The organism is Roseateles sp. P1_C6 (genome assembly GCF_056406315.1).
Window position 1 is genome coordinate 317,241 of sequence record NZ_JBFUAK010000002.1, and the last position, 21,275, is coordinate 338,515.

The 21,275-nt window shown below is 68.8% G+C and carries 20 protein-coding genes and 1 tRNA gene; 11 read left to right on the forward strand and 10 right to left on the reverse strand.

Annotated elements, in window-relative coordinates; all coding sequences use genetic code 11:
- Positions 1-2 precede the first annotated feature (2 nt).
- From lolA to AC1D29_RS04465, 3 genes are read left to right on the forward strand one after another with little or no spacing between them, the layout of a single operon-like run.
- Positions 3-608, forward strand: coding sequence for an outer membrane lipoprotein periplasmic chaperone LolA (gene lolA / locus AC1D29_RS04455; RefSeq protein WP_477894691.1), 606 nt, complete (start codon positions 3-5; stop codon positions 606-608).
- On the forward strand, positions 605-1,909 hold the full coding sequence (locus AC1D29_RS04460; protein ID WP_477894692.1) for a replication-associated recombination protein A: 1,305 nt from the start codon (positions 605-607) through the stop codon (positions 1,907-1,909). The genes lolA and AC1D29_RS04460 overlap by 4 nt, the downstream gene beginning before the upstream one ends.
- Positions 1,851-2,792, forward strand: a complete 942-nt coding sequence (locus tag AC1D29_RS04465) for an amino acid ABC transporter substrate-binding protein (protein ID WP_477894693.1) — start codon at positions 1,851-1,853, stop codon at positions 2,790-2,792. Before AC1D29_RS04460 ends, AC1D29_RS04465 begins: the two co-directional genes overlap by 59 nt.
- On the opposite strand, the gene AC1D29_RS04470 is transcribed toward AC1D29_RS04465, so the two are convergent.
- Together AC1D29_RS04470 and AC1D29_RS04475 are read right to left on the reverse strand one after the other, a co-directional pair.
- Positions 2,789-4,129 carry a sigma-54-dependent transcriptional regulator gene (locus AC1D29_RS04470; RefSeq protein ID WP_477894694.1) on the reverse strand — a complete coding sequence of 447 codons (1,341 nt, stop codon included), beginning with the start codon at positions 4,127-4,129 and terminating at the stop codon, positions 2,789-2,791. The genes AC1D29_RS04465 and AC1D29_RS04470 overlap by 4 nt on opposite strands.
- On the reverse strand, positions 4,122-5,981 hold the full coding sequence (locus AC1D29_RS04475; protein ID WP_477894695.1) for a sensor histidine kinase: 1,860 nt from the start codon (positions 5,979-5,981) through the stop codon (positions 4,122-4,124). The genes AC1D29_RS04470 and AC1D29_RS04475 overlap by 8 nt, the downstream gene beginning before the upstream one ends.
- A gap of 298 nt (positions 5,982-6,279) precedes the next feature.
- Between AC1D29_RS04475 and AC1D29_RS04480 the strand changes: the two genes are divergently transcribed.
- The 4 genes from AC1D29_RS04480 to AC1D29_RS04495 are packed head-to-tail and all read left to right on the forward strand — an operon-like array spanning position 6,280 to position 9,826.
- Entirely contained in the window at positions 6,280-7,203 is a 924-nt protein-coding gene (locus AC1D29_RS04480; RefSeq protein ID WP_477894696.1) for a branched-chain amino acid ABC transporter permease, read from the forward strand.
- Positions 7,204-7,216: 13 nt separating this feature from the next.
- On the forward strand, positions 7,217-8,299 hold the full coding sequence (locus tag AC1D29_RS04485) for a branched-chain amino acid ABC transporter permease (RefSeq protein ID WP_477894697.1): 1,083 nt from the start codon (positions 7,217-7,219) through the stop codon (positions 8,297-8,299).
- A 13-nt stretch (positions 8,300-8,312) separates the two neighbouring features.
- Positions 8,313-9,098 carry an ABC transporter ATP-binding protein gene (locus tag AC1D29_RS04490; protein WP_477894698.1) on the forward strand — a complete coding sequence of 262 codons (786 nt, stop codon included), beginning with the start codon at positions 8,313-8,315 and terminating at the stop codon, positions 9,096-9,098.
- Positions 9,099-9,112: 14 nt separating this feature from the next.
- Entirely contained in the window at positions 9,113-9,826 is a 714-nt protein-coding gene (locus AC1D29_RS04495; RefSeq protein WP_477894699.1) for an ABC transporter ATP-binding protein, read from the forward strand.
- A gap of 138 nt (positions 9,827-9,964) precedes the next feature.
- On the opposite strand, the gene AC1D29_RS04500 is transcribed toward AC1D29_RS04495, so the two are convergent.
- The 5 genes from AC1D29_RS04500 to AC1D29_RS04520 all read right to left on the reverse strand — a co-directional run bounded on the left by AC1D29_RS04500 (position 9,965) and on the right by AC1D29_RS04520 (position 16,824).
- A complete protein-coding gene (locus tag AC1D29_RS04500) occupies positions 9,965-12,292 on the reverse strand; it encodes an alkaline phosphatase D family protein (RefSeq protein WP_477894700.1) in 2,328 nt (775 codons plus the stop codon).
- 13 nt (positions 12,293-12,305) lie between these two features.
- Complete coding sequence (locus AC1D29_RS04505; protein WP_477894701.1) at positions 12,306-13,730, reverse strand: OmpP1/FadL family transporter; 1,425 nt, start codon at positions 13,728-13,730, stop codon at positions 12,306-12,308.
- A gap of 202 nt (positions 13,731-13,932) precedes the next feature.
- Complete coding sequence (locus tag AC1D29_RS04510) at positions 13,933-14,988, reverse strand: Leu/Phe/Val dehydrogenase (protein WP_477894702.1); 1,056 nt, start codon at positions 14,986-14,988, stop codon at positions 13,933-13,935.
- An 86-nt stretch (positions 14,989-15,074) separates the two neighbouring features.
- Entirely contained in the window at positions 15,075-15,803 is a 729-nt protein-coding gene (locus AC1D29_RS04515; RefSeq protein ID WP_477894703.1) for a 2OG-Fe dioxygenase family protein, read from the reverse strand.
- Between the two features lies 1 nt (position 15,804).
- The gene (locus AC1D29_RS04520) at positions 15,805-16,824 is read right to left on the reverse strand and encodes a CDP-6-deoxy-delta-3,4-glucoseen reductase (RefSeq protein WP_477894704.1); all 1,020 of its coding nucleotides are present in this window, start codon (positions 16,822-16,824) and stop codon (positions 15,805-15,807) included.
- A gap of 117 nt (positions 16,825-16,941) precedes the next feature.
- Between AC1D29_RS04520 and AC1D29_RS04525 the strand changes: the two genes are divergently transcribed.
- Complete coding sequence (locus AC1D29_RS04525; RefSeq protein WP_477894705.1) at positions 16,942-17,802, forward strand: SDR family oxidoreductase; 861 nt, start codon at positions 16,942-16,944, stop codon at positions 17,800-17,802.
- Here AC1D29_RS04525 and AC1D29_RS04530 read toward each other — a convergent pair.
- Positions 17,799-18,386: a rhomboid family intramembrane serine protease gene (locus AC1D29_RS04530; RefSeq protein WP_477894706.1), complete on the reverse strand. Its 588-nt coding sequence runs from the start codon at positions 18,384-18,386 to the stop codon at positions 17,799-17,801. The two genes, AC1D29_RS04525 and AC1D29_RS04530, sit on opposite strands and share 4 nt — an antisense overlap.
- Positions 18,387-18,483: 97 nt before the next feature.
- Positions 18,484-18,568, reverse strand: a tRNA-Leu gene (locus AC1D29_RS04535).
- Between the two features lie 97 nt (positions 18,569-18,665).
- On the opposite strand from AC1D29_RS04535, the gene cysM reads away from it, so the two are divergent.
- The 3 genes from cysM to AC1D29_RS04550 are packed head-to-tail and all read left to right on the forward strand — an operon-like array spanning position 18,666 to position 20,336.
- Positions 18,666-19,562 (forward strand): cysteine synthase CysM, encoded by an 897-nt coding sequence (gene cysM, locus AC1D29_RS04540; protein ID WP_477894707.1) that lies wholly within the window; start codon positions 18,666-18,668, stop codon positions 19,560-19,562.
- On the forward strand, positions 19,559-20,092 hold the full coding sequence (locus AC1D29_RS04545; protein WP_477894708.1) for an NUDIX domain-containing protein: 534 nt from the start codon (positions 19,559-19,561) through the stop codon (positions 20,090-20,092). Before cysM ends, AC1D29_RS04545 begins: the two co-directional genes overlap by 4 nt.
- Positions 20,093-20,108: 16 nt before the next feature.
- Positions 20,109-20,336 (forward strand): sulfurtransferase TusA family protein, encoded by a 228-nt coding sequence (locus AC1D29_RS04550; RefSeq protein WP_477895163.1) that lies wholly within the window; start codon positions 20,109-20,111, stop codon positions 20,334-20,336.
- A 39-nt stretch (positions 20,337-20,375) separates the two neighbouring features.
- Here AC1D29_RS04550 and galU read toward each other — a convergent pair whose 3' ends face one another.
- Positions 20,376-21,254 (reverse strand): UTP--glucose-1-phosphate uridylyltransferase GalU, encoded by an 879-nt coding sequence (galU, locus tag AC1D29_RS04555; RefSeq protein ID WP_477894709.1) that lies wholly within the window; start codon positions 21,252-21,254, stop codon positions 20,376-20,378.
- Positions 21,255-21,275: the final 21 nt, after the last annotated feature.

A 21,275-nucleotide genomic window follows, 5' to 3' on the forward strand; every position in this document is an offset into this window, starting at 1 on the left:
GAATGAAGCGCATCCTTGTCACCCTCAGCCTCTTGCTTGCCGGCGCGGTCCATGCCGACGCAGTCGACGCACTGCGCGACTTCGGTCGCGACGTGAAGAGCGGCAAGGCCAACTTCACGCAGACGGTCACGTCGCCCGACGGCAAGCGCAAGAAGGTGTCGTCCGGCTCCTTCGAGTTCCAGCGCCCCAACCAGTTCCGCTTCGCCTATGCCAAGCCCTTCGAGCAGGTCATCGTCGCGGACGGCCACAAGGTCTGGATCTACGACGCCGACCTGAACCAAGCCAGCTCGCGCAAGCTGGCCGATGCGCTGGGCGCCACGCCCGCCGCGCTGCTGGCCGGCAGCAACCTCGAACGCGATTTCACGCTGAAGGCCCAGCCTGCCGAGGCGGGCCTGGACTGGGTGTTGGCCGCGCCCAAGCAGGCCGAGTCGACCATCCAGTCGCTCAAGCTGGGCTTCAAGGGTAAGGAGCTGGCGGCGATGGAGATCGTCGACGGCTTCGGGCAGCGCTCGCGGCTGGATTTCAGTGCGGTGCAGGCCAATGTGGCGCTGCCTGCCGAGCGCTTCCAGTTCAAGCTGCCGGCCGGGGCCGATCTGATCGAGCAGTGAGCACCGCGTCTCTCTTCGACGCCGACCCGCCTGCGCCGCCGCTGGCCGAACGGCTGCGGCCGAAGACGCTGGACGAGGTCATCGGCCAGCGCCACTTGCTGGGGCCTGGCATGCCTTTGCGCGCGGCTTTCGAGGCCGGGCGGCTGCAGAGCATGATCCTGTGGGGCCCGCCGGGCGTCGGCAAGACGACGCTGGCACGGCTGGTGGCCGGTGCCTTCGACGCGCAGTTCATCGCCATCTCGGCCGTGCTGGGCGGCGTGAAGGACATCCGCGAGGCCGTGGACCGCGCGCAGATCGCCGCGCAGCAGGGCCGGCGCACGGTGGTCTTTGTCGACGAAGTGCACCGCTTCAACAAGGCCCAGCAGGACGCCTTCCTGCCGCATGTCGAGTCGGGCCTGTTCACCTTCATCGGTGCGACGACGGAGAACCCGAGCTTCGAGGTCAATTCGGCGCTGTTGTCGCGCGCCCAGGTGCAGGTGCTGAAGAGCCTGGACGCCGAGGAGCTGGGCCAGCTGATCGCGCGCGGCGCGGCCGAGCTGGGCGTGCAGCCGCCGACGCAGGATGCCGCGAGCCGTCTCATCGGCTATGCCGACGGCGATGCGCGCCGGCTGCTGAACGCACTGGAGTCCGCCGCGTCGCTTGCCAACGGCCAGCTGATCGACGAAGCACTGTTGGAGCGCACGTTGGGCGAGCAGCTGCGCCGCTACGACAAGGGCGGCGACCAGTTCTACGACGTCATCTCGGCCCTGCACAAGTCCGTGCGCGGCAGCAGCCCGGACGGCGCGCTGTACTGGTTCGCGCGCATGCTGGATGGCGGCGTCGACGCCCGCTACATCTCGCGTCGCCTGATCCGCATGGCCAGCGAGGACATCGGCCTGGCCGACCCGCGCGCGCTGCGTATCACGCTGGACGCCGCCGAGGCCTACGAGCGCCTGGGCTCGCCCGAGGGCGAGCTGGCGCTGGCCGAAGCGGTGGTGTTCCTCGCCATCGCGCCCAAGTCGAACGCCGTCTACAAGGCGTTTGGTGCGGTGCGCAGTTTCATCAAGCAGGACACGTCGCGCCCGGTGCCCGAGCATCTGCGCAACGCGCCGACGCGGCTGATGAAGGACCTGGGCTATGGCAAGGCCTACCGCTATGCGCATGACGAGCCGGGCGGCTACGCGGCGGGCGAGCAATACCTGCCCGACGGCCTGGAAGACCAGCGCTGGTACGCACCGGTGCCGCGCGGCCTGGAGCAGAAGATTGGCGACAAGCTGGCTGAACTGCGCCGGCTGGATGATGAAGCGGCTGGCGAGGCTTAGCGCGGCGCTGGCTGCGCTGTGCGTCGGCCTGGCGCATGCGGCCGACGGCCCCACGCTGACGCGCGTGCGGGACACCGGCGTCATCGTCATCGGCTACCGGCCGGCGTCGCTGCCGTTCTCCTACCTGGACGCGCAGCTGCGCCCCACCGGCTACACGGTCGAACTCTGCGACCGCATCGTCGCCGCCGTGCGCATCAAGCTGCAGATGCCCGACGTTGAAGTGCGCCGCGTGGAGGTCGCATCCGCCACGCGCATGCCGCTGGTCATCAACGGCACGCTGGACCTGGAATGCGGCATCACGACGCACACCGCCGAGCGGGCGCGCAACCAGGGCTTCTCGCTGACCATCTTCGTGGCCGAGACACGGCTGATGACGCGCGGTGGCGAGCGCGTGCAAGGCCTGGCGGACCTGCGCGGCCTGGCCGTGGCGTCCACCATCGGCACGACCAGCATCCAGCACCTGGCCAAGGTCAACGAGCAGCAGGGCCTGGGCATCCGCATCCTCGGCGGGCTGGACGACCCCGAGGGCTTCCAGATGCTGCGCAGTGGCCGCGCGTCGGCCTTCCTGATGGACGACGTGCTGCTGCGCAGCCTGCTGGCGCAGCAGGGCCCGGGCGCCGACGACTATCGCATCTCCGACCAGGCGCTGACCGTCGAGCCCTATGCCATCGGCTTGCGCAAGGGCGACCCGCAGTTCAAGGCGCTGGTGGACGAGGTGCTGGCGGGCCTGTACCGCAGCGGTGAGATCCATGCAATCTATCGCCGCTGGTTCGAGCAGCCGCTGCCGGCACTTGGGCTGAACTTGAAACTGCCCATGAGCGCAGCCTTTCGCCGCGTCATCGCGAAGCCGACCGATTCGCCGGACCCGGACAAGTACCGCTAACGGAAGGCATCCAGCTGGATGCCATGCCGGTTCAGCTTGTCATACAGCGTCTTGCGTGGCGTGCCCAGCAGTTCCATTGCCGCCGGCACCTTGCCCTGCGTGCGGCGCAATGCCTGCTCGATCAGCGTCTTCTCGATGAGGTCCATCTGCCGCGCCAGGTTCAGCGACGGTGCAGCCTCAAGCGCGGCTTGCGGGTCCAAGTCGTCCAGCGCCAGCACGAAGCGGTCGGCCGCGTTGCGGATCTCGCGCACGTTGCCGGGCCAGTCGTGCGCCATCAGCTCACGCAGCTTCTCGGGCGTCAGCTCGGGCGCTGCGCGCTCGTAGCGGGCACAGGCCTGCACGACGAAATGCTCGAACAGCAGCGGGATGTCCTCGCGGCGCTCGCGCAGCGGTGGCAACGTCAGCGTGGCGATGTTGAGGCGGTAGTAGAGGTCGCTGCGGAACTCGTTCTTGGCCGCCTGCTCGCGCAAGTCAGACTTGCTGGCCGCGATGAAGCGCACATTGATCGGCAGCTCCTCGTTGGAGCCCAGCCGCTCGATGCGCCGCTCCTGCAGCACGCGCAGCAGCTTGATCTGCAGCGCGATGGGCATGGTCTCGATCTCGTCCAGCAGCAGCGTGCCGCCGTTGGCATGCTCGATCTTGCCGATGCGGCGCTTGGCAGCCGACGTGAACGAGCCGGGCTCGTGGCCGAACAGCTCGCTTTCGAACAGCGCCTCGGGCAGGCCGCCGCAGTTGATGGCGACGAAGTGGCGGTCGYGGCGGGCGCTCTGGTCGTGCAGGCAGCGCGCCACCAGCTCCTTGCCGGTGCCGGTCTCGCCGACGATGAGCACGTCGGCCGAGGTGCCGGCCAGGTTCAGCACCTGGCGGCGCAGCTGTTGCATGGCCGGCGACTGGCCCAGCAGCGCAGCCTCGATGCCGCTGGCGCGCTGCAGCTGCGCGCGCAACTCGTCGGCCGAGTGGCGCAGCGTGCGCAGGTCCAGCGCGCGGCAGGCCACGTCCAGCAGGCGCTCGGGTGCAAACGGCTTCTCGATGAAGTCGTAGGCGCCGGCGCGCATGGACTGCACGGCCATGGCCACGTCGCCGTGGGCGGTGATCAGGATGGTCGGGATGCCCGGGTCGGTGGCCTGCACATGGGCCAGCAGCGCGCGGCCGTCCATGCCGGGCAGGCGCACGTCGGTGATGACGATGAGCGGTGCGCCGGGCTGGATGTGGGGCAGGGCCTCCTCGGCGCTGCGGCAGGGCACGACGGTGAGGCCTTCCAGCTCCAGCGTCTGCGTGAGGCTGACCCGCRCCGGCAGGTCGTCCTCGACGAACACGACCTTGTAGCCTTCAAACATCGACTGCCTCCGCTTCCCAAGAGTCGACGGCGAGGTCGAACTCGAAACTCATGCCGTGCTGCAGCCGCTCCGCGCGCAGCGCACCGCCGAACTCATGCACGATCTTGGCCGAAATCACCAGGCCCAGGCCCAGCCCTTCGCCGGCCGGCTTGGTGGTGAAGAAGGGCTCGAAGAGGTGTTGCAGCTGCTCGTCGCTGACGCCCGCGCCGCTGTCCTGCACCTTGACGAGCACGCGCCGGCCCGCGTCCAGCGAGACGGCTTGCACGCGCAGGTGGCGCTCGGGCTCGTTCTGCATCGCGTCGATGGCATTGCCGAACAGGTTGACCAGCACCTGCTCCAGCCGGTTGGCCTCGGCCCGCACGCGCAAGCCCGCGGCGACGTCGATGTCGCAGCGCAGGTCCAGTGCGCGGCTGCGGTGCTCCAGCAGCAGCAGCGCGTTGCGCACGCAGCCCAGCAGCGGCACGGCGCCCGTCACCTGGTCGTCGGCCTTGCGCGCGAAGCTCTTCAGCTGGCGCGTGATCTGGCTCATGCGCTCGACCATGTCGTCCATGATCTGCAGGTTGGCGGCCACGGCGTCCTGGCGGCCGCTTTCCAGCAGGCGGATGGAGTTGCGCGCCAGCGCGCGCAGCGCCGTCAGCGGCTGATTGACCTCATGCGACAGGCCGGCCGACATCTGGCCCAGCACGGCCAGCTTGCTGGCCTGCAGCAGCTCGCCCTCGGTCTGCAGGCGCTGCGCGATCTGGCTCTTCAGCGCGTCGTTGGTCTGGCGCAGCTCGGCTGTGMGGCTGTCCACCAGTTGCTCCAGCTGGGCGTGGGTTTGCTGCAGGTCGGTCTGCGCCTTGAAGAGCTGGCGCAGGGCGCGCCGGCGGGACGACAGGTACAGCGCCAGCAGACCGATGCTGGCGCCGAACGCGGCGCCGCCCCAGGCGGCGAGCTGCGCGCGCTGGCGCACCTCGGTCAGGTCCGACAGCGCCACCAGCCGCAGCCCCAGCGGCACGATCTGGCGCTGCTGGGCCAGCATGGGCCGGCTGCCCGGCAGCGGCAGCCGCACCTGCTGGCCCTGGTGCACCTCCAGCGTCACCGGCAGCTCCAGGTCGGGGCCTATGGCCTGCGGGTAGCGCGCGCTGGCCTGCAAGGCCTGGCGGCGCGACGGGTCGGCGTGGTCCAGCACGGCGTACTTCCAGGCCTGCACCGAACTCATGATGACCACGTCCTGGTCGTCGGCGACGAGGATGCGTTCGCCCTGCGTGCGCAGGCCCAGGTCGATCCACGTCGCCTCCAGCGGCGCGAGGTTGAAGCGCACGACGATGACGCCCACGGGCGCGCTCGCCTGGCGCAGCGGGTGCAGCAGGTAGAAGTCCGTGCTGCCGGTGCTGGGGTCGGCGGCGAAGAAGTGGCTGCGGCCCTGCGCCAGCGCCTCGGTGAGGCGAGCCGGCGGCGTCAACACCTCGCTGGCGGACAAGACCTGGCCCTGGGTGTCGGCGACGAAGATCTGGTGCGTGCCGGCGCGCACGTTGACGCGGGCCAGCATCTGGCTGGCCGCACGGCGGCGCTCCGCATCCTGCGGCGCCTGCATCAGCGCCTGCAGCGTCGGGTCGATGGCCAGCAGGCTGGGTAGCGACGCCTGGCGGCCCAGCTCGGCGGCGAGGTTGGACGCGTACAGCTCCAGCCGCTCGGTGCTGAGGGCGGACAACTGCTCGCGGCCGCTGCGTTCGCTCAAGCGGTGCGCCAGCACGAAGCCGAGCACCATCAGCAGGCCCGTCGCGAACAGATGAAAGCCTGGCCGGCTCAGCAGGCGCAGCAGGCGCAGCGCAGGGGCGCGGGGGCGGGAGAAAGAAGAGGACACAACCATGGCAGAGGGCCGTGTAGTTTGCCCACGCCGCAGGCGTGATGGCGCGCGCCGCGGCAGTTTTTTAGGTCCTGGCGGAGAACCGCCTGCGTGCGCTGCGGTTTGTGCGGATTTCCGCCCAGGTTTTGCTGCTCCACACTCGTGAAATCCGACCGCAGCCAGCGCCGTGGGCCGGATCGAACGGTTGGTTGTTTCAGGCCGTCGGTGAATACCCTTGAAACGCCGTGATTGGCATGAGGGTTGCGATTCACCCCAGGTCGCGTGGCGCATGCTGCGCCCAACAAAATCTTCTGGAGCCCTCATGGAGACTCTGATTCAACAGATCATCAACGGCCTGGTGCTGGGGAGCATGTATGCCCTCGTCGCACTCGGCTACACGATGGTCTACGGCATCATCAACCTCATCAATTTCGCCCACGGCGAGATCCTGATGGTCGGTGCGATGGTCAGCTGGACGCTGGTCACGCTGCTGGCCGATTCGGGCATCCCCGGCTGGCTGTTGATGCTGATCGGCCTCGCGGCCGCCATCGTCGTCTGCTCGGTGCTGAACTACGCGGTCGAGAAGATCGCCTACCGCCCGCTGCGCAACGCGCCGCGCCTGGCGCCGCTGATCACTGCCATGGGCATGTCGCTGCTGCTGCAGGTGCTGGCGATGATCATCTGGAAGCCGAACCCCAAGCCCTTCCCGCTGCTGCTGCCGACGACGCCGTTCGACCTGGGCGGCCCCGTCATCACGGTCACGCAGTGCCTGATCCTGGGCCTCACCGTGGTCATCCTCGCGGGCCTGATGTACCTCGTGAACTTCACGAAGCTGGGCCGCGCGATGCGCGCCACCGCCGAGAACCCGCGCGTGGCCGGCCTGATGGGCGTGAAGCCCGACTTCATCATCTCCACCACGTTCGTCATCGGCGCCGCACTGGCGGCCGTTGCCGGCCTGATGTGGGCCGCCAACTACGGCACCGTGCAGCACACCATGGGCTTCATGCCGGGCCTGAAGGCCTTCACGGCTGCCGTGCTTGGCGGCATCGGCAACCTGGCCGGTGCCGTGGTGGGCGGCGTGCTGCTGGGCCTCATCGAGGCCATCGGCGCCGGCTATCTGGGTGACCTGACCGGCGGCGTGCTGGGCAGCCACTATGCCGACATCTTCGCCTTCATCGCCCTCATCCTCGTGCTGACGCTGCGCCCCTCGGGCCTGCTGGGCGAGCGTGTGGCCGATCGCGCCTGAGGGAGGAAACATCATGCAAGCCAAGAAACTCGTCACCTTCCTCGCCGCGGCCGTGGGCCTGCTGGTCGTGCCGCTGTTCGCGCAGCAGCTCGGCAACGGTCCCGTCCGCATCATCGACCTCGCGCTGCTGTACGTGCTGCTGGCGCTGGGCCTGAACATCGTCGTCGGCTATGCCGGCCTGCTGGACTTGGGCTACGTGGCCTTCTACGCGGTCGGCTCCTACATGTTCGCGCTGCTGGCCAGCCCGCACCTGAGTGAGAACTTCGAGGCCATCCAGGCGGCCTTCCCGACCGGCCTGCATTCGCCGATCTGGTTCGTCATCCCGATGGCGGCGGGCATCGCGGCGCTGTTCGGTGTCGTGCTGGGCGCGCCGACGCTGAAGCTGCGTGGCGACTACCTTGCCATCGTCACGCTGGGCTTCGGCGAAATCATCCGCGTGTTCCTGAACAACCTCGAGTACCCGCTCAACATCACCAACGGCCCGCGCGGCATCGGCCAGATCGACTCCTTCCACATCTGGGGCGTGGACCTGGGCAAGTCCTGGGAAGTGTTCGGCTTCACGCTGCCGTCGGTGACGCTGTACTACTACCTGTTCCTGGCGCTGGTCGTGGCCAGCGTGGTGATCTGCTACCGGCTGGAGAACTCGCGCATCGGCCGCGCGTGGATGGCCATCCGCGAGGACGAGATCGCGGCCAAGGCCATGGGCATCAACACCCGCAACCTGAAGCTGCTGGCCTTCGGCATGGGCGCCACCTTCGGCGGCGTGGCGGGCTCGATGTTCGCGAGCTTCCAGGGCTTCGTGTCACCCGAGTCGTTCAGCCTGCAGGAGTCGGTCATGATCGTTGCGATGGTCGTGCTGGGTGGCATCGGCCACATCCCCGGCGTCATCCTCGGCGCGCTGATGCTGTCGGCGCTGCCCGAGGTGCTGCGCTACGTGGCCGGCGACATCCAGAGCATGACGGGCGGCCGCATCGACGCGTCCATCCTGCGCCAGCTGCTCGTCGCGCTGGCCATGATCTCCATCATGCTGATCCGGCCGCGCGGCCTGTGGCCGTCGCCCGAGCACGGCAAGGCGGCTCCGGCTGCCGTGAAGTGAGGAGGGGCACAACATGAGCACACACGACAACATCGTTCTCAACGTCAGCGGCGCGTCCAAGCGTTTCGGCGGCGTGCAAGCCCTGTCCGACGTCGGCATCCAGATCCAGCGCGGCCAGGTCTACGGCCTGATCGGCCCCAACGGTGCCGGCAAGACCACCTTCTTCAACGTCATCACGGGCTTGTACACGCCCGACGGCGGCAGCTTCTCGCTGGGCGGCACGCCCTACACGCCGCAGGCCGTGCACCAGGTCGCCAAGGCCGGCATCGCGCGCACCTTCCAGAACATCCGCCTGTTCGCCGACATGACGGCGATCGAGAACGTGATGGTCGGTCGCCACATCCGCACCAAGTCCGGCCTGATCGGCGCCGTGTTCCGCACGCCCAAGTTCAAGGCCGAGGAGGCCGCCATCAAGGCACGTGCCCAGGAGCTGCTGGACTATGTCGGCATCGGCAAGTACGCGGAGTTCAAGGCGCGCACGCTGAGCTACGGCGACCAGCGTCGCCTGGAGATCGCCCGTGCGCTGGCCACTGACCCGCAGCTGATCGCGCTGGACGAGCCCGCCGCCGGCATGAACGCGACCGAGAAGGTCGTGCTGCGCGAGCTCATCGACCGCATCCGCAACGACGGCCGCACCATCCTGCTCATCGAGCACGACGTGAAGCTGGTCATGGGCCTGTGCGACCGTGTGACGGTGCTGGACTACGGCAAGCAGATCGCCGAAGGCACGCCGTACGACGTGCAGCGCAATGAGAAGGTGATCGAGGCCTACCTCGGCGCCGGCCACAAGAACCACTGAGAGGGACGAACGACATGGCACAAACCCTTCTCAAAGTCAGCGGCCTGAAGGTGGCCTACGGCGGCATCCAGGCCGTCAAGGGCGTCAGCTTCGAGGTGCGCGAGGGCGAACTGGTGTCGCTGATCGGCGCCAACGGCGCCGGCAAGACGACCACGCTGAAGGCCATCACCGGCCTGCAGCCGGTGGCCGCCGGCAGCGTGGAATACCTCGGCAAGGCCATCAAGGGCCAGGGTGCCTGGGACCTGGCCAAGCAAGGCCTGGTCATGGTGCCCGAGGGCCGTGGCACGTTCACGCGCATGACCATCACCGAGAACCTGCTGATGGGCGCCTACAACCGCAAGGATGGCGAGATCCAGGCCGACATCGACAAGGTCTTCGGCCTGTTCCCGCGCCTGAAGGAGCGCGCCAAGCAGCTGGCCGGCACGATGTCCGGCGGCGAGCAGCAGATGCTGGCCATGGGCCGCGCGCTGATGGCCCGCCCCAAGGTGCTGCTGCTGGACGAGCCGTCCATGGGCTTGTCGCCCATCATGGTGGACAAGATCTTCGAGGTCGTGAACGACATCCACCAGCAGGGCGTGACGGTGCTGCTCGTCGAGCAGAACGCCAGCCGCGCGCTGCAGCTGGCCAACCGGGGCTATGTGATGGAGTCCGGCGAGGTGACGATGGAGGGCGACGGCAAGGCGCTCTTGAACGACCCCAAGGTCCGCGCCGCCTACCTCGGCGAGTAGACGCCCACCCCCGAGGCGCTGACGCGCCTCCCCCTCAAGGGGGCGCCGCCAGTGGCCTGGCAAAGCCAGTTCCACGGCGGCCGCTCGATGAACAAACGCCTGGCAGTGCCAGGCGTTTGTGTTTGGAGCCGGTCCGGCTCAGACCACGGTCACGTCCGTCACGCCGGCTGCCACGCGCACGCGCTTGACGCTGGCCACCGGCGTCGTCGGCGCCACGCCGCCGACCTGGCGCGCGACCTTCTTGAAGTCACACAGCAGCTCGGTCTTGCTCAGGGACACGACCGCATAGCCCTGGGCGTCGCTGTCCACATGCTTGATCCACGGGTTGTTGACCGGCGGCGGAGCGGCCGTGGTCGAGTCGGCGAACGGGTTCAGGCGCTTGACGATCTCGGACACCGGCACGGCCGAGGTCGGGATGCCCAGCGCGGTGGCCAGCTTCTGCCGGATCAGCCCGAAGAGCGTCATCGCGGCGACCGACTTCGCTGCACCGGCCAACCCGGCGATGGTATTGGCGACGATGGTGCCCATCGTGCCGGCCTGCGTCTCGTCGAAGGTGACGATGACGGCCGTGGACAGGCCTGCGGTCGGCGCAAAGGCCGCGGCCGGCACCAGGCCTGCGCCGATGGCGGCCGCCACCGCCGCCTGGATGGCGGCCGTGTTGCTGAGGTCCGTCACGCCCGCGCCGATGGCGATGGCTGCGCTCAGGATCTGGATCGCGATGGCTTCGGCCTCGGCTTCGCTGGTGGCCACCAACGGCTTCAGCGCCGCGAAGGCCGGCTGCGTGGCCGCACCGTAGAAGTAGCTGAAGTTGGAGTTGCTGGACACGCCGGCCGTGACCAGGTCCACCATCGCCGGCACCGGCGTGGCGGCGTTGTAGTCGGCCATGACGACGCCGGCGTAGAAGGCGTGGATGTCGCCCGTGACGGCCACGACGTTCTTCACGCCCTTGGCCAGCAGTTGGCCCATCAGGTATTTGCGCTCGCCGTTGAAGCCGTCCCACTGGTCGGCGTTCAGCACGAACTTGGCCTTGAAGGCGGCCGGTGCGGCCGGGATCTTGTTGCCGTCGATGCCCATCTTCAGCAGCGAGACCTCGTTGCCCCAGACCTTCCACAGGGCGGTCGACGTGGTCATGGTCTGCACCCACCACTGGCGCTGCGCGCCGCCCAGGATGCTGACCAGCGCCAGCGGGTCGGGCAGCGACGCGCCGGCCGTGATCTTGGCGGCCTCGACGGCGGCCAGCGTGTCGGCCGGCACCATGTAGCGCGCGCCGATGGAGCCCAGCGGCTGGCCCGTCAGCGGGCTGGGCGCGGCCTCGGGGATCAGGTGGTCGGCGCGGTACAGGCGCTCGTCGGTCATGACGAGGTGCAGCAGCTTGCCGAACTTCAGGTCGCGGTAGATGCGGATGGCGGTGATGCCCTGGCCGGGGTCCAGCGTGAACGAAATGTCGGCCGGCATGTTCTCGAACCAGGCCTGGTTGGCGGCCATGCGGCGCGAGGTCTGCGCCGTGTTGTCGCCGACCTGCGTCGTGGTGTTGAACGTGCCGTTGTCGTAGGTCTCGCGGTCCTGCCAGCAGTCGTCGCTGAACTCGTGGTCGTCCCAGACGGCCACGTAGGCGAAGCGCTCGTGCAGCGCCTGCAGGCGGCGGTCGGTGCGGTAGCGCTTGTAGAGGTAGCGGTAGTCGGCGATGGTCGTCGCGTACTTGCCGCCACCGGGCAGCGTCGTGCCGTTGGGCAGCGCCAGTGCGGTGTGGGCGCTCTCCACGCCGCCGGCCTGGTAGTCGGCGCCGACGGCCTCGTAGATGTAGTCGCCCAGGTGGACGATGAAGTCGATGTTCTCCGCGGCCAGTGCGTCCAGCCCGGCCCAGTGGTTGACGCTCCAGTCCTGGCAGGAGATGAAGGCGAAGTTCAGCGCGCTGTTGTCGGCGTCGTTGGCCGGCGCCGTCTTGAAGCGGCCCACGCGCGAGCGGCTGTCGCCGGCGGTGAACTGGTAGTAGTAGACGGTGGCCGGCTGCAGACCGCTGATGCGGTGGCGCAGCGTGTGGTCGTAGAACTCGTAGACCGGCACATCGGCCGTGGCGTCCGCGGTGCCGGTCAGCGTCGTCGTCGTGCCGAGAAGCCCGGCGTTGCCTGCGGCGGCGCTGACGTTCAGCTTGACGGTGTAGCTGCCGCCGCCGGTGGCGCTGGCCACGTCATCGGCGCTGCCCGGCACCACGCGGGCCCACAGCACGGCGCCGTCGGGCTTGGGGTCGCCCGAGGCGACCGACTGCGGGAACTTGTAGGCGCCGGTGGCGGCCGGCGTCGCCGGCAGCGGCGTGCTCGAGCCGGGGAAGGTGTCCGGCAGCGGCTGGATGGGGGCACCGGCGTCGCCACCGCCGCCGCAGCCGACGAGGCTGGACAGGGCCGTGGAGGCGGTGATGAGGGCGCCCGCTTGCGCGGCACTGCGGCGGAGAAAACTGCGTCTGTCCATGATGTCCGCGTCCTCAGAACTTGTGGTTGAACTGGACACCGAAGATGGTGGCCTTGGTCGTGTAGTTGCCGCGTGCGGTCGCGTACGAGCAGTTGCAGGGCGTCTCGCCTTCTGCGTCGTCGGTCGCATTCATCGCCGCGTCCTTCAGCTTGACGTGGCCAAACGAGAAGTCGACGCTGGTGGCATCGGTGACGGCCCAGTTGACGCCCAGCGCCAGCCAGGTGCGGTGCGCGTCGGGCAGCGCGGGGCTGCGCGTGCTGGAGGGCACGGGCGACAAGTCCTTGCTGTAGCCGGCCCGCAGCAGCAGCGCGGGCAGCACCTTCCACTGCGCACCGACGGACACCTTGGTGCTGTCCTTCCAGTGCTCGGGCGTGATGGAGTCGGCCGTCGAGTTCGCGAAGTCGATGCGCAGCTGCTGCAGCCGCGAGTCGCGCGTCCACATGAAGTCGGCCATCACGGCAATGGTCGGCGTCAGTTGCTGGAAGCCGTGCAGCGAGACGGACTCGGGCGTGCGCACCGCGAGGCTGGCGTCGGAGTCGTTGTGGTCCAGCGCCGACGTGCCGTTGTAGGGGGTGCCGGTGATGGCCGCCAGCACGTTGGCGGGCAGGTTGGTGGGCTGTGTCCAGTCGGCGCTGCCCTTGAGCTTGTGGCTGACGCTGCTGCGGTAGGCCAGGCCCACGCGCGTGCCGGGCGCAGGCTCCCACAGCATGGACAGGTTGAAGCCCAGGCTCCAGTCCTTGCCTTCCACGGCGATGGAGCCGTCATAGGCCGGGTTGCCGAACACCTGCGCCGCCTGCTGCTGCAACTGCAGCGCCAGGCCGGGCGCGCCGCCGGCCGCCGCCTGTTGCGCGGCACCCAGCAGGCCCTTGGCGTAGGCCGAGGCATAGGGCACCGCGCGGCGCAGCTTGCCCTCCATGTATTGCAGGTTGATGCCACCCGCCAGTGACAGCTCCGGCGTGGCCTTCCAGGCGACGTTGGGGTTCAGCGAGAACGACTTCAGCTCCACCTTCTGCAGGTTGTAGCGGCCGCCCCAGTCGGCGCGGTAGTCCAGCTTGGTGCCCCACGGCACGAAGAAGCCGACGCCATAGGCCAGCGTGTCGGAGGCCTTGTAGGCGGCGTACAGATGGGGCACGACCGCCGCCTTGGCGAAGCTCATCGTGTCGCCGACGGTGCCCGTCGATCGGGGCTGCAGGCCCGTGCCGGGCAGGGAGATGTAAGACCCCTGGTCGGTGAACTTGGTCTTGGGGTCGACGTAGTCGATGACGCCGGAGAAGTTCCAGCCGCTCAGGCGCGTGATGCCCGCGGGGTTCGCGAACAGCGTGCTCGCATCGGCTGCCTCGGCGGCGTTGGCGTTGGCCGTGCCTTCGGCGGCGGCGCTCTGGGTGCCGAAGCGGTAGCCCGCTGAATGGGCCGTCAGGGCCAGGGGCAGCAGGGCCATGCCTGCCAGCAAGGGTCGCAGCGCGCGCGCTGGACGGGGATTGCGTCGCATAGGGTTTGTCTCCGGTTATCTGGCGTAACTCGCACCGATTGTGCGCAGCGCCCGTGTCACCCGAAGGACAAACCGGTCGAGACAAACCCTGGACTTGAGAGGTCTCTCTAGATGTTGGCTGGGCGCAACCCCAGCCAACCCAGGGGCAGGCTCAGGCCGGGCGGACGAGCTTGGAGCGCGCCCAGTCGTCGGCCACGCGGGCCGGTGTCGAGTCGGCGCGCTGCACGCGCTGCAGCAGCTCCTCGACACGCTCGGCGATCTTGCTGACCTCGGCCATGACCTTGGCCTCCTCGCCCTCGCCGCGGTACTCGCGCGCCACGCTGATGATGCCGCCGGCGTTCACCAGGTAGTCGGGCAGGTAGCAGATGCCGCGGCGCTGCAGCGCGTCGCCGTCGGCGGCCGTGGCCAGCTGGTTGTTGGCGGCGCCGGCGATCAGCTTGGCATGCACGGTCGGCACGGTCTGCTCGTTCAGCGACGCGCCCAGCGCGCAGGGCGCCAGCACGTCGACATCGGCCGCGAGGATCTCGGCCACATTGGCCCGCGTCGCGCCGAACTGCGCGACGGCGCGCTCGACCTTGGCCGCATCCACGTCAGCCACGACCAGCTTGGCGCCGGCCTGGTGCAGGAATTCGGCCAGATGCCAGCCCACGGCGCCCAGGCCTTGCAGCGCGACGCGCACGCCTTCCAGCGACGAACGGCCCAGCACCAGGCGGGCACCGGCCTGGATGGAGACGAACACGCCCCAGGCCGTCTTGGGGCTGGGGTCACCGCCGAAGGCGCGTTCGCGCGGGATGCCGCTGACGTAGGAGGTCTGGGCCTGCATGCCGCGCATGTCGGCCGTCGTCGTGCCGACGTCTTCGGCCGTGATGTAGGCGCCTTGCAGCGACTGCACCGCGCGGCCAAAGGCGGCGAACAGGGCAGGGCGGTCGAACTGGCCTTCGGGCTTCAGGATGACGGCCTTGCCGCCGCCGAAGGGCAGGTCGGCCAGCGCGTTCTTCAGGCTCATGCCTTGCGACAGGCGCAGCGCGTCGTTCAGCGCGGCGAGTTCCGATTCGTAGTGCCACAGGCGGCAGCCGCCAAAAGCGGGGCCGCGGGCGGTGCTGTGCACGGCCAGGATGGCCTTCAGGCCGGTGGCCGGGTCGGTGGCGAGCAGCACGCGCTCGTGGGCGGCTTGCTCGGGCAGGCCGAAGATCGAAGAGGGGTTCATGACGGTCAGGCGCTTTTGGCGCGGCAGTGAAAGAAGAACGGCCACGCTTTTGGCGCGGCCGTTCGGGAGTTTATCGGGGCGAGGGCTCAGGGGCCTTGAAAGCCGCCGCTGCGCAGGGTGATGACCAGCGTGTCGCGCCAGCCGCGCTCGCCGGCCACCAGCGGCTGGATGGGCGTGGTTTCGTGGATCACGCGGGCGTCGTCCAGCAGCAGCGTGGTCCACGGCTGGGTCATCGTGAAGCGCTGGCCGGCTGGGCCGGCGGCGTCGAACACGCGCGACTCGCCGCCCTTGACGCCCTGGCGGCCGACGAACAGCACGGCCACCAGGTCCACGCCGTCGCGGTGCGCGCCCTCGGGGGTGGGCCGGCCGATGCCGTCGCTGGTGTCGATGCGAAACGGATGGGCCTCAATGAACCAGGGCTGTTCACCTTTCAGCGCCGACGCGGTCCTGGCCAGGCCCAGCAGCAGCGCGGCCCATGCGGGTGAAGTGACCATCTCCTGCGCCAGCGGCACGAACCAGCGCTGGATGCCGCCGTGCAGCGCGTTGTAGTCCAGCGGCTGCCAGTGGGCGCGATGGGGCTGCAGCGTCAGCGTGTTGCCGTCGGCGACGAAGCAACCGTGGCGGCGGAAGCGGTAGCGGCCGCCATCGCGCAGGTAGCCGTCGGGCGGCAGGTCGTCCCAGCAGGGTTTCAGCGCGTCGAGCTCAACCGCCGACACGCCCAGCGTCGCCAGGGCATCCGGCGCGATGACGGCTTCGCCGTCGCGTTGCAGCGAGCCGATCAGGTCGGCAGGATCGGTCCACGGCGGTTGGAACATGTCAGTGCTTGTCTGCTTCGGAGGTGAAGGCGTCGGCGTAGAACTCTTCCGCCGGCAAATTGCATTGCGACACGAAGTCGCGCTGCGCCGACTCGACCACGATGGGCGCGCCGCAGGCGTAGACCTGATGGCCGGTCATGCTCGGCAGGTCCGCCATCACCGCGCGGTGGACAAAGCCGGTGCGGCCCGTCCAGCCCTCGTCGGGCTCGGACAGCACGGGCACATAGGTCAGTTGCGGCCACTCGGCAGCGACCTGCGCGGCCCAGTCGTTCAGGTACAGGTCGGCCTGCTTGCGGGCGCCCCAGTACAGCACCATGGGGCGGGTCGACTCGATGTGACGGGCGCGCTCCATGATGGCCTTGATGGGCGCGAAGCCCGTGCCGCTGGCCAGCAGCACGATGGGTTTGTCGCTGTCCTCGCGCAGGAAGAAGCTGCCGAACGGGCCCTCCATGCGCAGGATGTCCTTTTCCTTCAGCGCGCCGAACACGTGGTCGGTGAACTTGCCACCCGGCATGTGGCGGATGTGCAGTTCGATCTGGCCGGGCAGGCTGTGCGGCGCATTGGCCATCGAGTAGCTGCGGCGCGAGCCGTCGCGCAGGATGAATTCGACGTACTGGCCGGCGCGGAACTGGAAGTTCTGGTTGGCGGCCAGCTGCATCGTCAGAACGGCCACGTCGGGCGCGGGCTTCAGCATCGCGACCACGCGCGTGGGCAGCTTCAGCACCGGAAACTCGCCGGCGCCGGGCACCGTGCGGGCTTCGATCGTGCAATCGGTCTGCGGCCGCGCGCAGCAGGTCAGCACGAAGCCGGCAGCCTCTTCCTCGGCCGACAAAGCCTTGGGCTGGTGGTTGCCGTGGATGACGGCGCCTTCCAGCAGCTTGCTCTTGCAGGAGCCGCAGGCGCCGTCCTTGCAGCCGTAGGGCAGGCCGACGCCGTTGCGGATGGCCGCGGCAAGCAAGGTGTCGTCGCCCTCGGTCGTGTAGACGCGGCCGGCGGGCTGGATGGTGATCTGATGGGACATGGGCTCAAAAAGCAAGCGGCCCCGCAGGCAAAGTCCGGGGCCGTAGACTGCCCGCCATTTTGCCCGACAGTGCCATGACCCCCATGTTCGCTCCGCTCTCTGCCCGCCGCCGTTGACATGACCCCAAGGCTGTTGATCATCGGCTGCGGTGACGTGGGCCTGCGCGTGCTTCGGGCGCTGGCGGGTCGCTGGCAAGTGTTCGCGCTGACGTCCAGCCCGGCGCGAGCGCCTGCTTTGCGCGCCGCCGGGGCCGTGCCGCTGGTGGGCAATCTGGACGAGCCGGCGACGCTGGCGCGACTCGCCGGGCTGGCCGACCTCGTGCTGCATCTCGCGCCGCCGGCACGTGATGGCAGCGCGGACCTGCGCACCCGCCATCTGCTCGCCGCGCTGGCGCGCAAACCACCTGCGGTTCTGGTCTACGGCAGCACGACCGGTGTCTACGGTGATTGCGGTGGCGCCTTCATCGACGAAACACGGGCCTTGCTGCCCGCCACCGACCGTGCCGCGCGCCGCGTTGACGCCGAGGCCCAGCTGCGCGCCTTCGGTCGTCGCCACGGCACGCGCGTGAGCCTGCTGCGCATCCCGGGCATCTACGCCCCGGACCGCGAGGGGGGGCACCCGCGCGAGCGACTGGCCAAGGGCACGCCGGTGCTGCGTCGCGAAGACGATGTGTTCACCAACCACATCCACGCCGACGACCTGGCGCGTGCCTGTGTGCTCGCGCTGCTGCGTGGCCTGCCGCAGCGGGCCGTGAACGTCTGCGATGACAGCCAGCTGCTGATGGGCGACTACTTCGACCTGGCGGCCCATCTCGCCGGCCTGCCACGGCCCGAGCGCATCTCGCGCGCCGACGCGGCCGAGCGCATGAGCGCGATGCAGCTGAGCTTCTGGAGCGAGTCGCGCCGGCTGGCCAACGAGAGGCTCAAACGCGAGCTGCGTTTGAAGTTGCGCTACCCGACGCCGAAAGACGGCCTCTAGCCGCGCCGCCGCGGCGAGCGCCAGTGGCGGATCAGCAGCCAGGCGCCCAGCATGCCGCCCAGGTGGGCGAAGTGGGCGATGCCGCTGGAGCGGCTGAAGCCCAGGATCAGCTCCAGCCCGCCGAAGATCGCGACGAAGTACTTGGCCTTCATCGGAATTGGCGGGATCAGCGGCACGATGATGCGGTTGGGGAACAGCATGCCGAAGGACAGCAGCAGCCCGAAGATGGCGCCCGAGGCCCCCACCGTCGGTGCGCGCGCGCCGATGGCCCACGTGAACATGAGTTGCACGATGGCCGCGGTCAGCGTGCTGGCAACGAGGATCTGCGTGTAGCGCTTCGGGCCCCAGACGCGCTCCAGCTCGCCACCGAACATCCACAGGCCCAGCATGTTGAACAGCAGGTGCGTGAAGTCGCCGTGCAGGAAGGCATAGCTCAGCAGCTGCCAGGGCATGAAGGCACCTGAGGTCAGCGGCCAAAGTTCGAACCAGGGAGCGAGCCCGCGGAATGGTTCAAGCTCGAAGAAGCAGAAGACGCCGACGCAGGCCAGCAGGAAGGCTTTGGTGACCGAAGGCAGCGGGGGCATGAGGTCGCGACGGTGCGCCAGCTGTAGGCGCCTGCACCGGAGGGGCCGATGCTTACCGTTTGAGTGTATGCCAGCGGATGCTGGCGGCTGTTTCGCCTGGTGCCCGGGGCCGGACTCGAACCGGCACACCTTGCGGCGGGGGATTTTGAGTCCCCTGCGTCTACCGATTTCGCCACCCGGGCCCGTCGGAAACAGCTTTCCTCTCGCCGTTGCAGCGAGGGGCTGGATTATGCACTCGCAAAGGCCCGGGTCTTGGAGCCGCTGCCACAATCGTCGCCCATGAACTACCCGACCCTCGAAGACGTCATCGGCGCGACGCCGCTCGTGCGCCTGCAGCGCCTGCCGGGCGACGATGCGCGCGGCAATGTGATCCTGGCCAAGCTGGAGGGCAACAACCCCGCGGGTTCGGTGAAGGACCGCCCGGCCATCAGCATGATCAAGCGCGCCGAGGAACGCGGCGAGATCAAGCCCGGCGACACGTTGATCGAGGCGACCTCGGGCAATACCGGCATCGCGCTGGCGATGGCCGCGGCCATCCGTGGCTACCGCATGGTGCTGATCATGCCGGAGGACCTGTCCATCGAGCGTGCGCAGACGATGAAGGCTTTCGGCGCCGAGTTGATCCTGACGCCCAAGACCGGTGGCATGGAGTACGCCCGCGACCTGGCCGAGCAGATGGCGCGCGAGGGCAAGGGCCGCGTGCTGGACCAGTTCGCCAACGCCGACAACCCGCGCGTGCACTACGAGACCACGGGCCCGGAGCTGTGGAAGGACACGAACGGCCAGATCACGCACTTCGTCAGCGCGATGGGCACGACGGGCACCATCACGGGCGTGTCGCGCTACCTGAAGGAGAAGAACCCGGCCGTGCGCATCGTCGGTGCGCAGCCGGCGGAAGGCTCGCGCATCCCCGGCATCCGCAAATGGCCCGAGGCCTATCTGCCCAAGATCTACGACCCCAGCGGCGTGGACGAACTGGTGCTGGTCAGCCAGAGCGACGCCGAGGACATGGCGCGGCGCCTCGCCCGCGAGGAGGGCTTGTTCGCCGGCATCTCGGCGGCGGGCGCCTGCTGGGTGGCGCTGCAGATCGCGCGCAGCGTCGAGAACGCGACCATCGCGTTCATCGTCTGCGACCGCGGCGACCGCTACCTGTCGACGGGTGTGTTTCCCGCATGAAGCCTTATCGCTTCTGCCCGGACTGTGCCAACGAACTGGCGCTGATCACGCAGGCTGAGGACGGTGGCGACAAGGAGCGGCTGCGCTGCGTGGCCTGCGGCTTCACGCACTGGAACAACCCGACGCCGGTGCTGGCGGCGGTCATCGAATGCGTGGACCGCGACGGCCAGGTGCTGCTGGCGCGCAATGCGGCCTGGCCGGGGCGCTTCTTCGGCCTGATCACCGGTTTCCTGGAGGCCGGGGAGTCGCCCGAGGACGGCATCCGGCGTGAGATCGCGGAAGAGACTTCGCTGGAGGTCGACGCGCTGAACCTTCTGGGCGTCTGGGACTTTCAGCGCATGAACCAGATCATCATTGCCTATCACGCGGCAGCGCGGGGCGACATCCGCCTGTCGCCCGAGCTGGCCGAATACAAGCTCATCGCGCCCGAGGATGTGCGTTGCTGGCCGCAGGGCACGGGCCAGGCGCTGGCGACCTGGCTGCGTTTGCGCGGCATAGAGCCGCAGTGGTTGGACCTCAAGCGAGAATGACGAGATGGATGCAAAGATGGACATGCAGCGCGAACTCGACACCCGGGGCCTGAATTGCCCCCTGCCCATCTTGAAGGCCAAGAAGGCGTTGGCCGAGATGCTCAGCGGCGAGTTGCTCCGTGTCGTGTCGACCGACCCGGGCTCGATGCGCGATTTCCAGGCCTTCGCGCGTCAGACCGGCAATGAACTGGTCGCGCAGAACGCGTCGGGCGACGAGTTCATCCACACGCTGCGCCGGCGCTGAACGGGTGGCCGCGGGGCGGGCGACCCGTTCAGCGTTGCCTCACAGGCTCAGGCCCTGCAGGAATTCCTTGAAGCCCGGGCCCAGTTGCGGGTGGGCCAGTGCCAGTTCGACGTTGGCCTGCAGGAAACCTTCCTTGCTGCCGCAGTCATAGCGCTTGCCTTCATAGCGATAGGCAAACACCTTCTCGCGGCGCAGCAGGCCGGCGATGCCGTCGGTCAGCTGGATCTCCCCACCCACGCCGCGCGGCTGGTTGGCGATCTCGTGGAAGACGCCCGGCGTCAGGATGTAGCGGCCGGCCACGCCCAGGCGCGACGGCGCGTCCTCGGGGGCGGGCTTCTCGACGATGCGGGTCACGTCCATCAGGTTTGCGTTGACCTGGGTGCCGGCCACGATGCCGTAGCGCCGCGTGTGTTCGGCCGGCACTTCCTGCACGGCGAGGATGGAGGCGCGCCAGTCGGCGAACTGGTCGACCATCTGCTTCAGGATGGGCGTCTCGCCCACCATCAGGTCATCCGCCAGCAGCACGGCAAACGGCTCATTGCCCACCAGGCGCTGCCCGCACAGCACCGCGTGGCCGAGGCCCAGGGCCTGGGCTTGGCGCACGTAGATGCACTCCATGTCGTCGGGCTTGACGCTGCGCACGACGTCCAGCAGCTCCTGCTTGCCGGCGTTCTCCAGCGCCACCTCGAGCTCGAAAGTCATGTCGAAGTGGTCTTCGATGGGGCGCTTGTGGCGCCCGGTCACGAAGATCATCTCGCGCACGCCGGCGGCGTAAGCCTCCTCGACCGCGTACTGGATCAGCGGCTTGTCGACCACCGGCAGCATTTCCTTGGGCTGGGCCTTGGTGGCCGGCAGGAAGCGCGTGCCGAGACCGGCGACCGGGAAGATGGCTTTGGTGATCGGCGATTTGGAGGCCATGGGTACACTGGTTGGACAAGG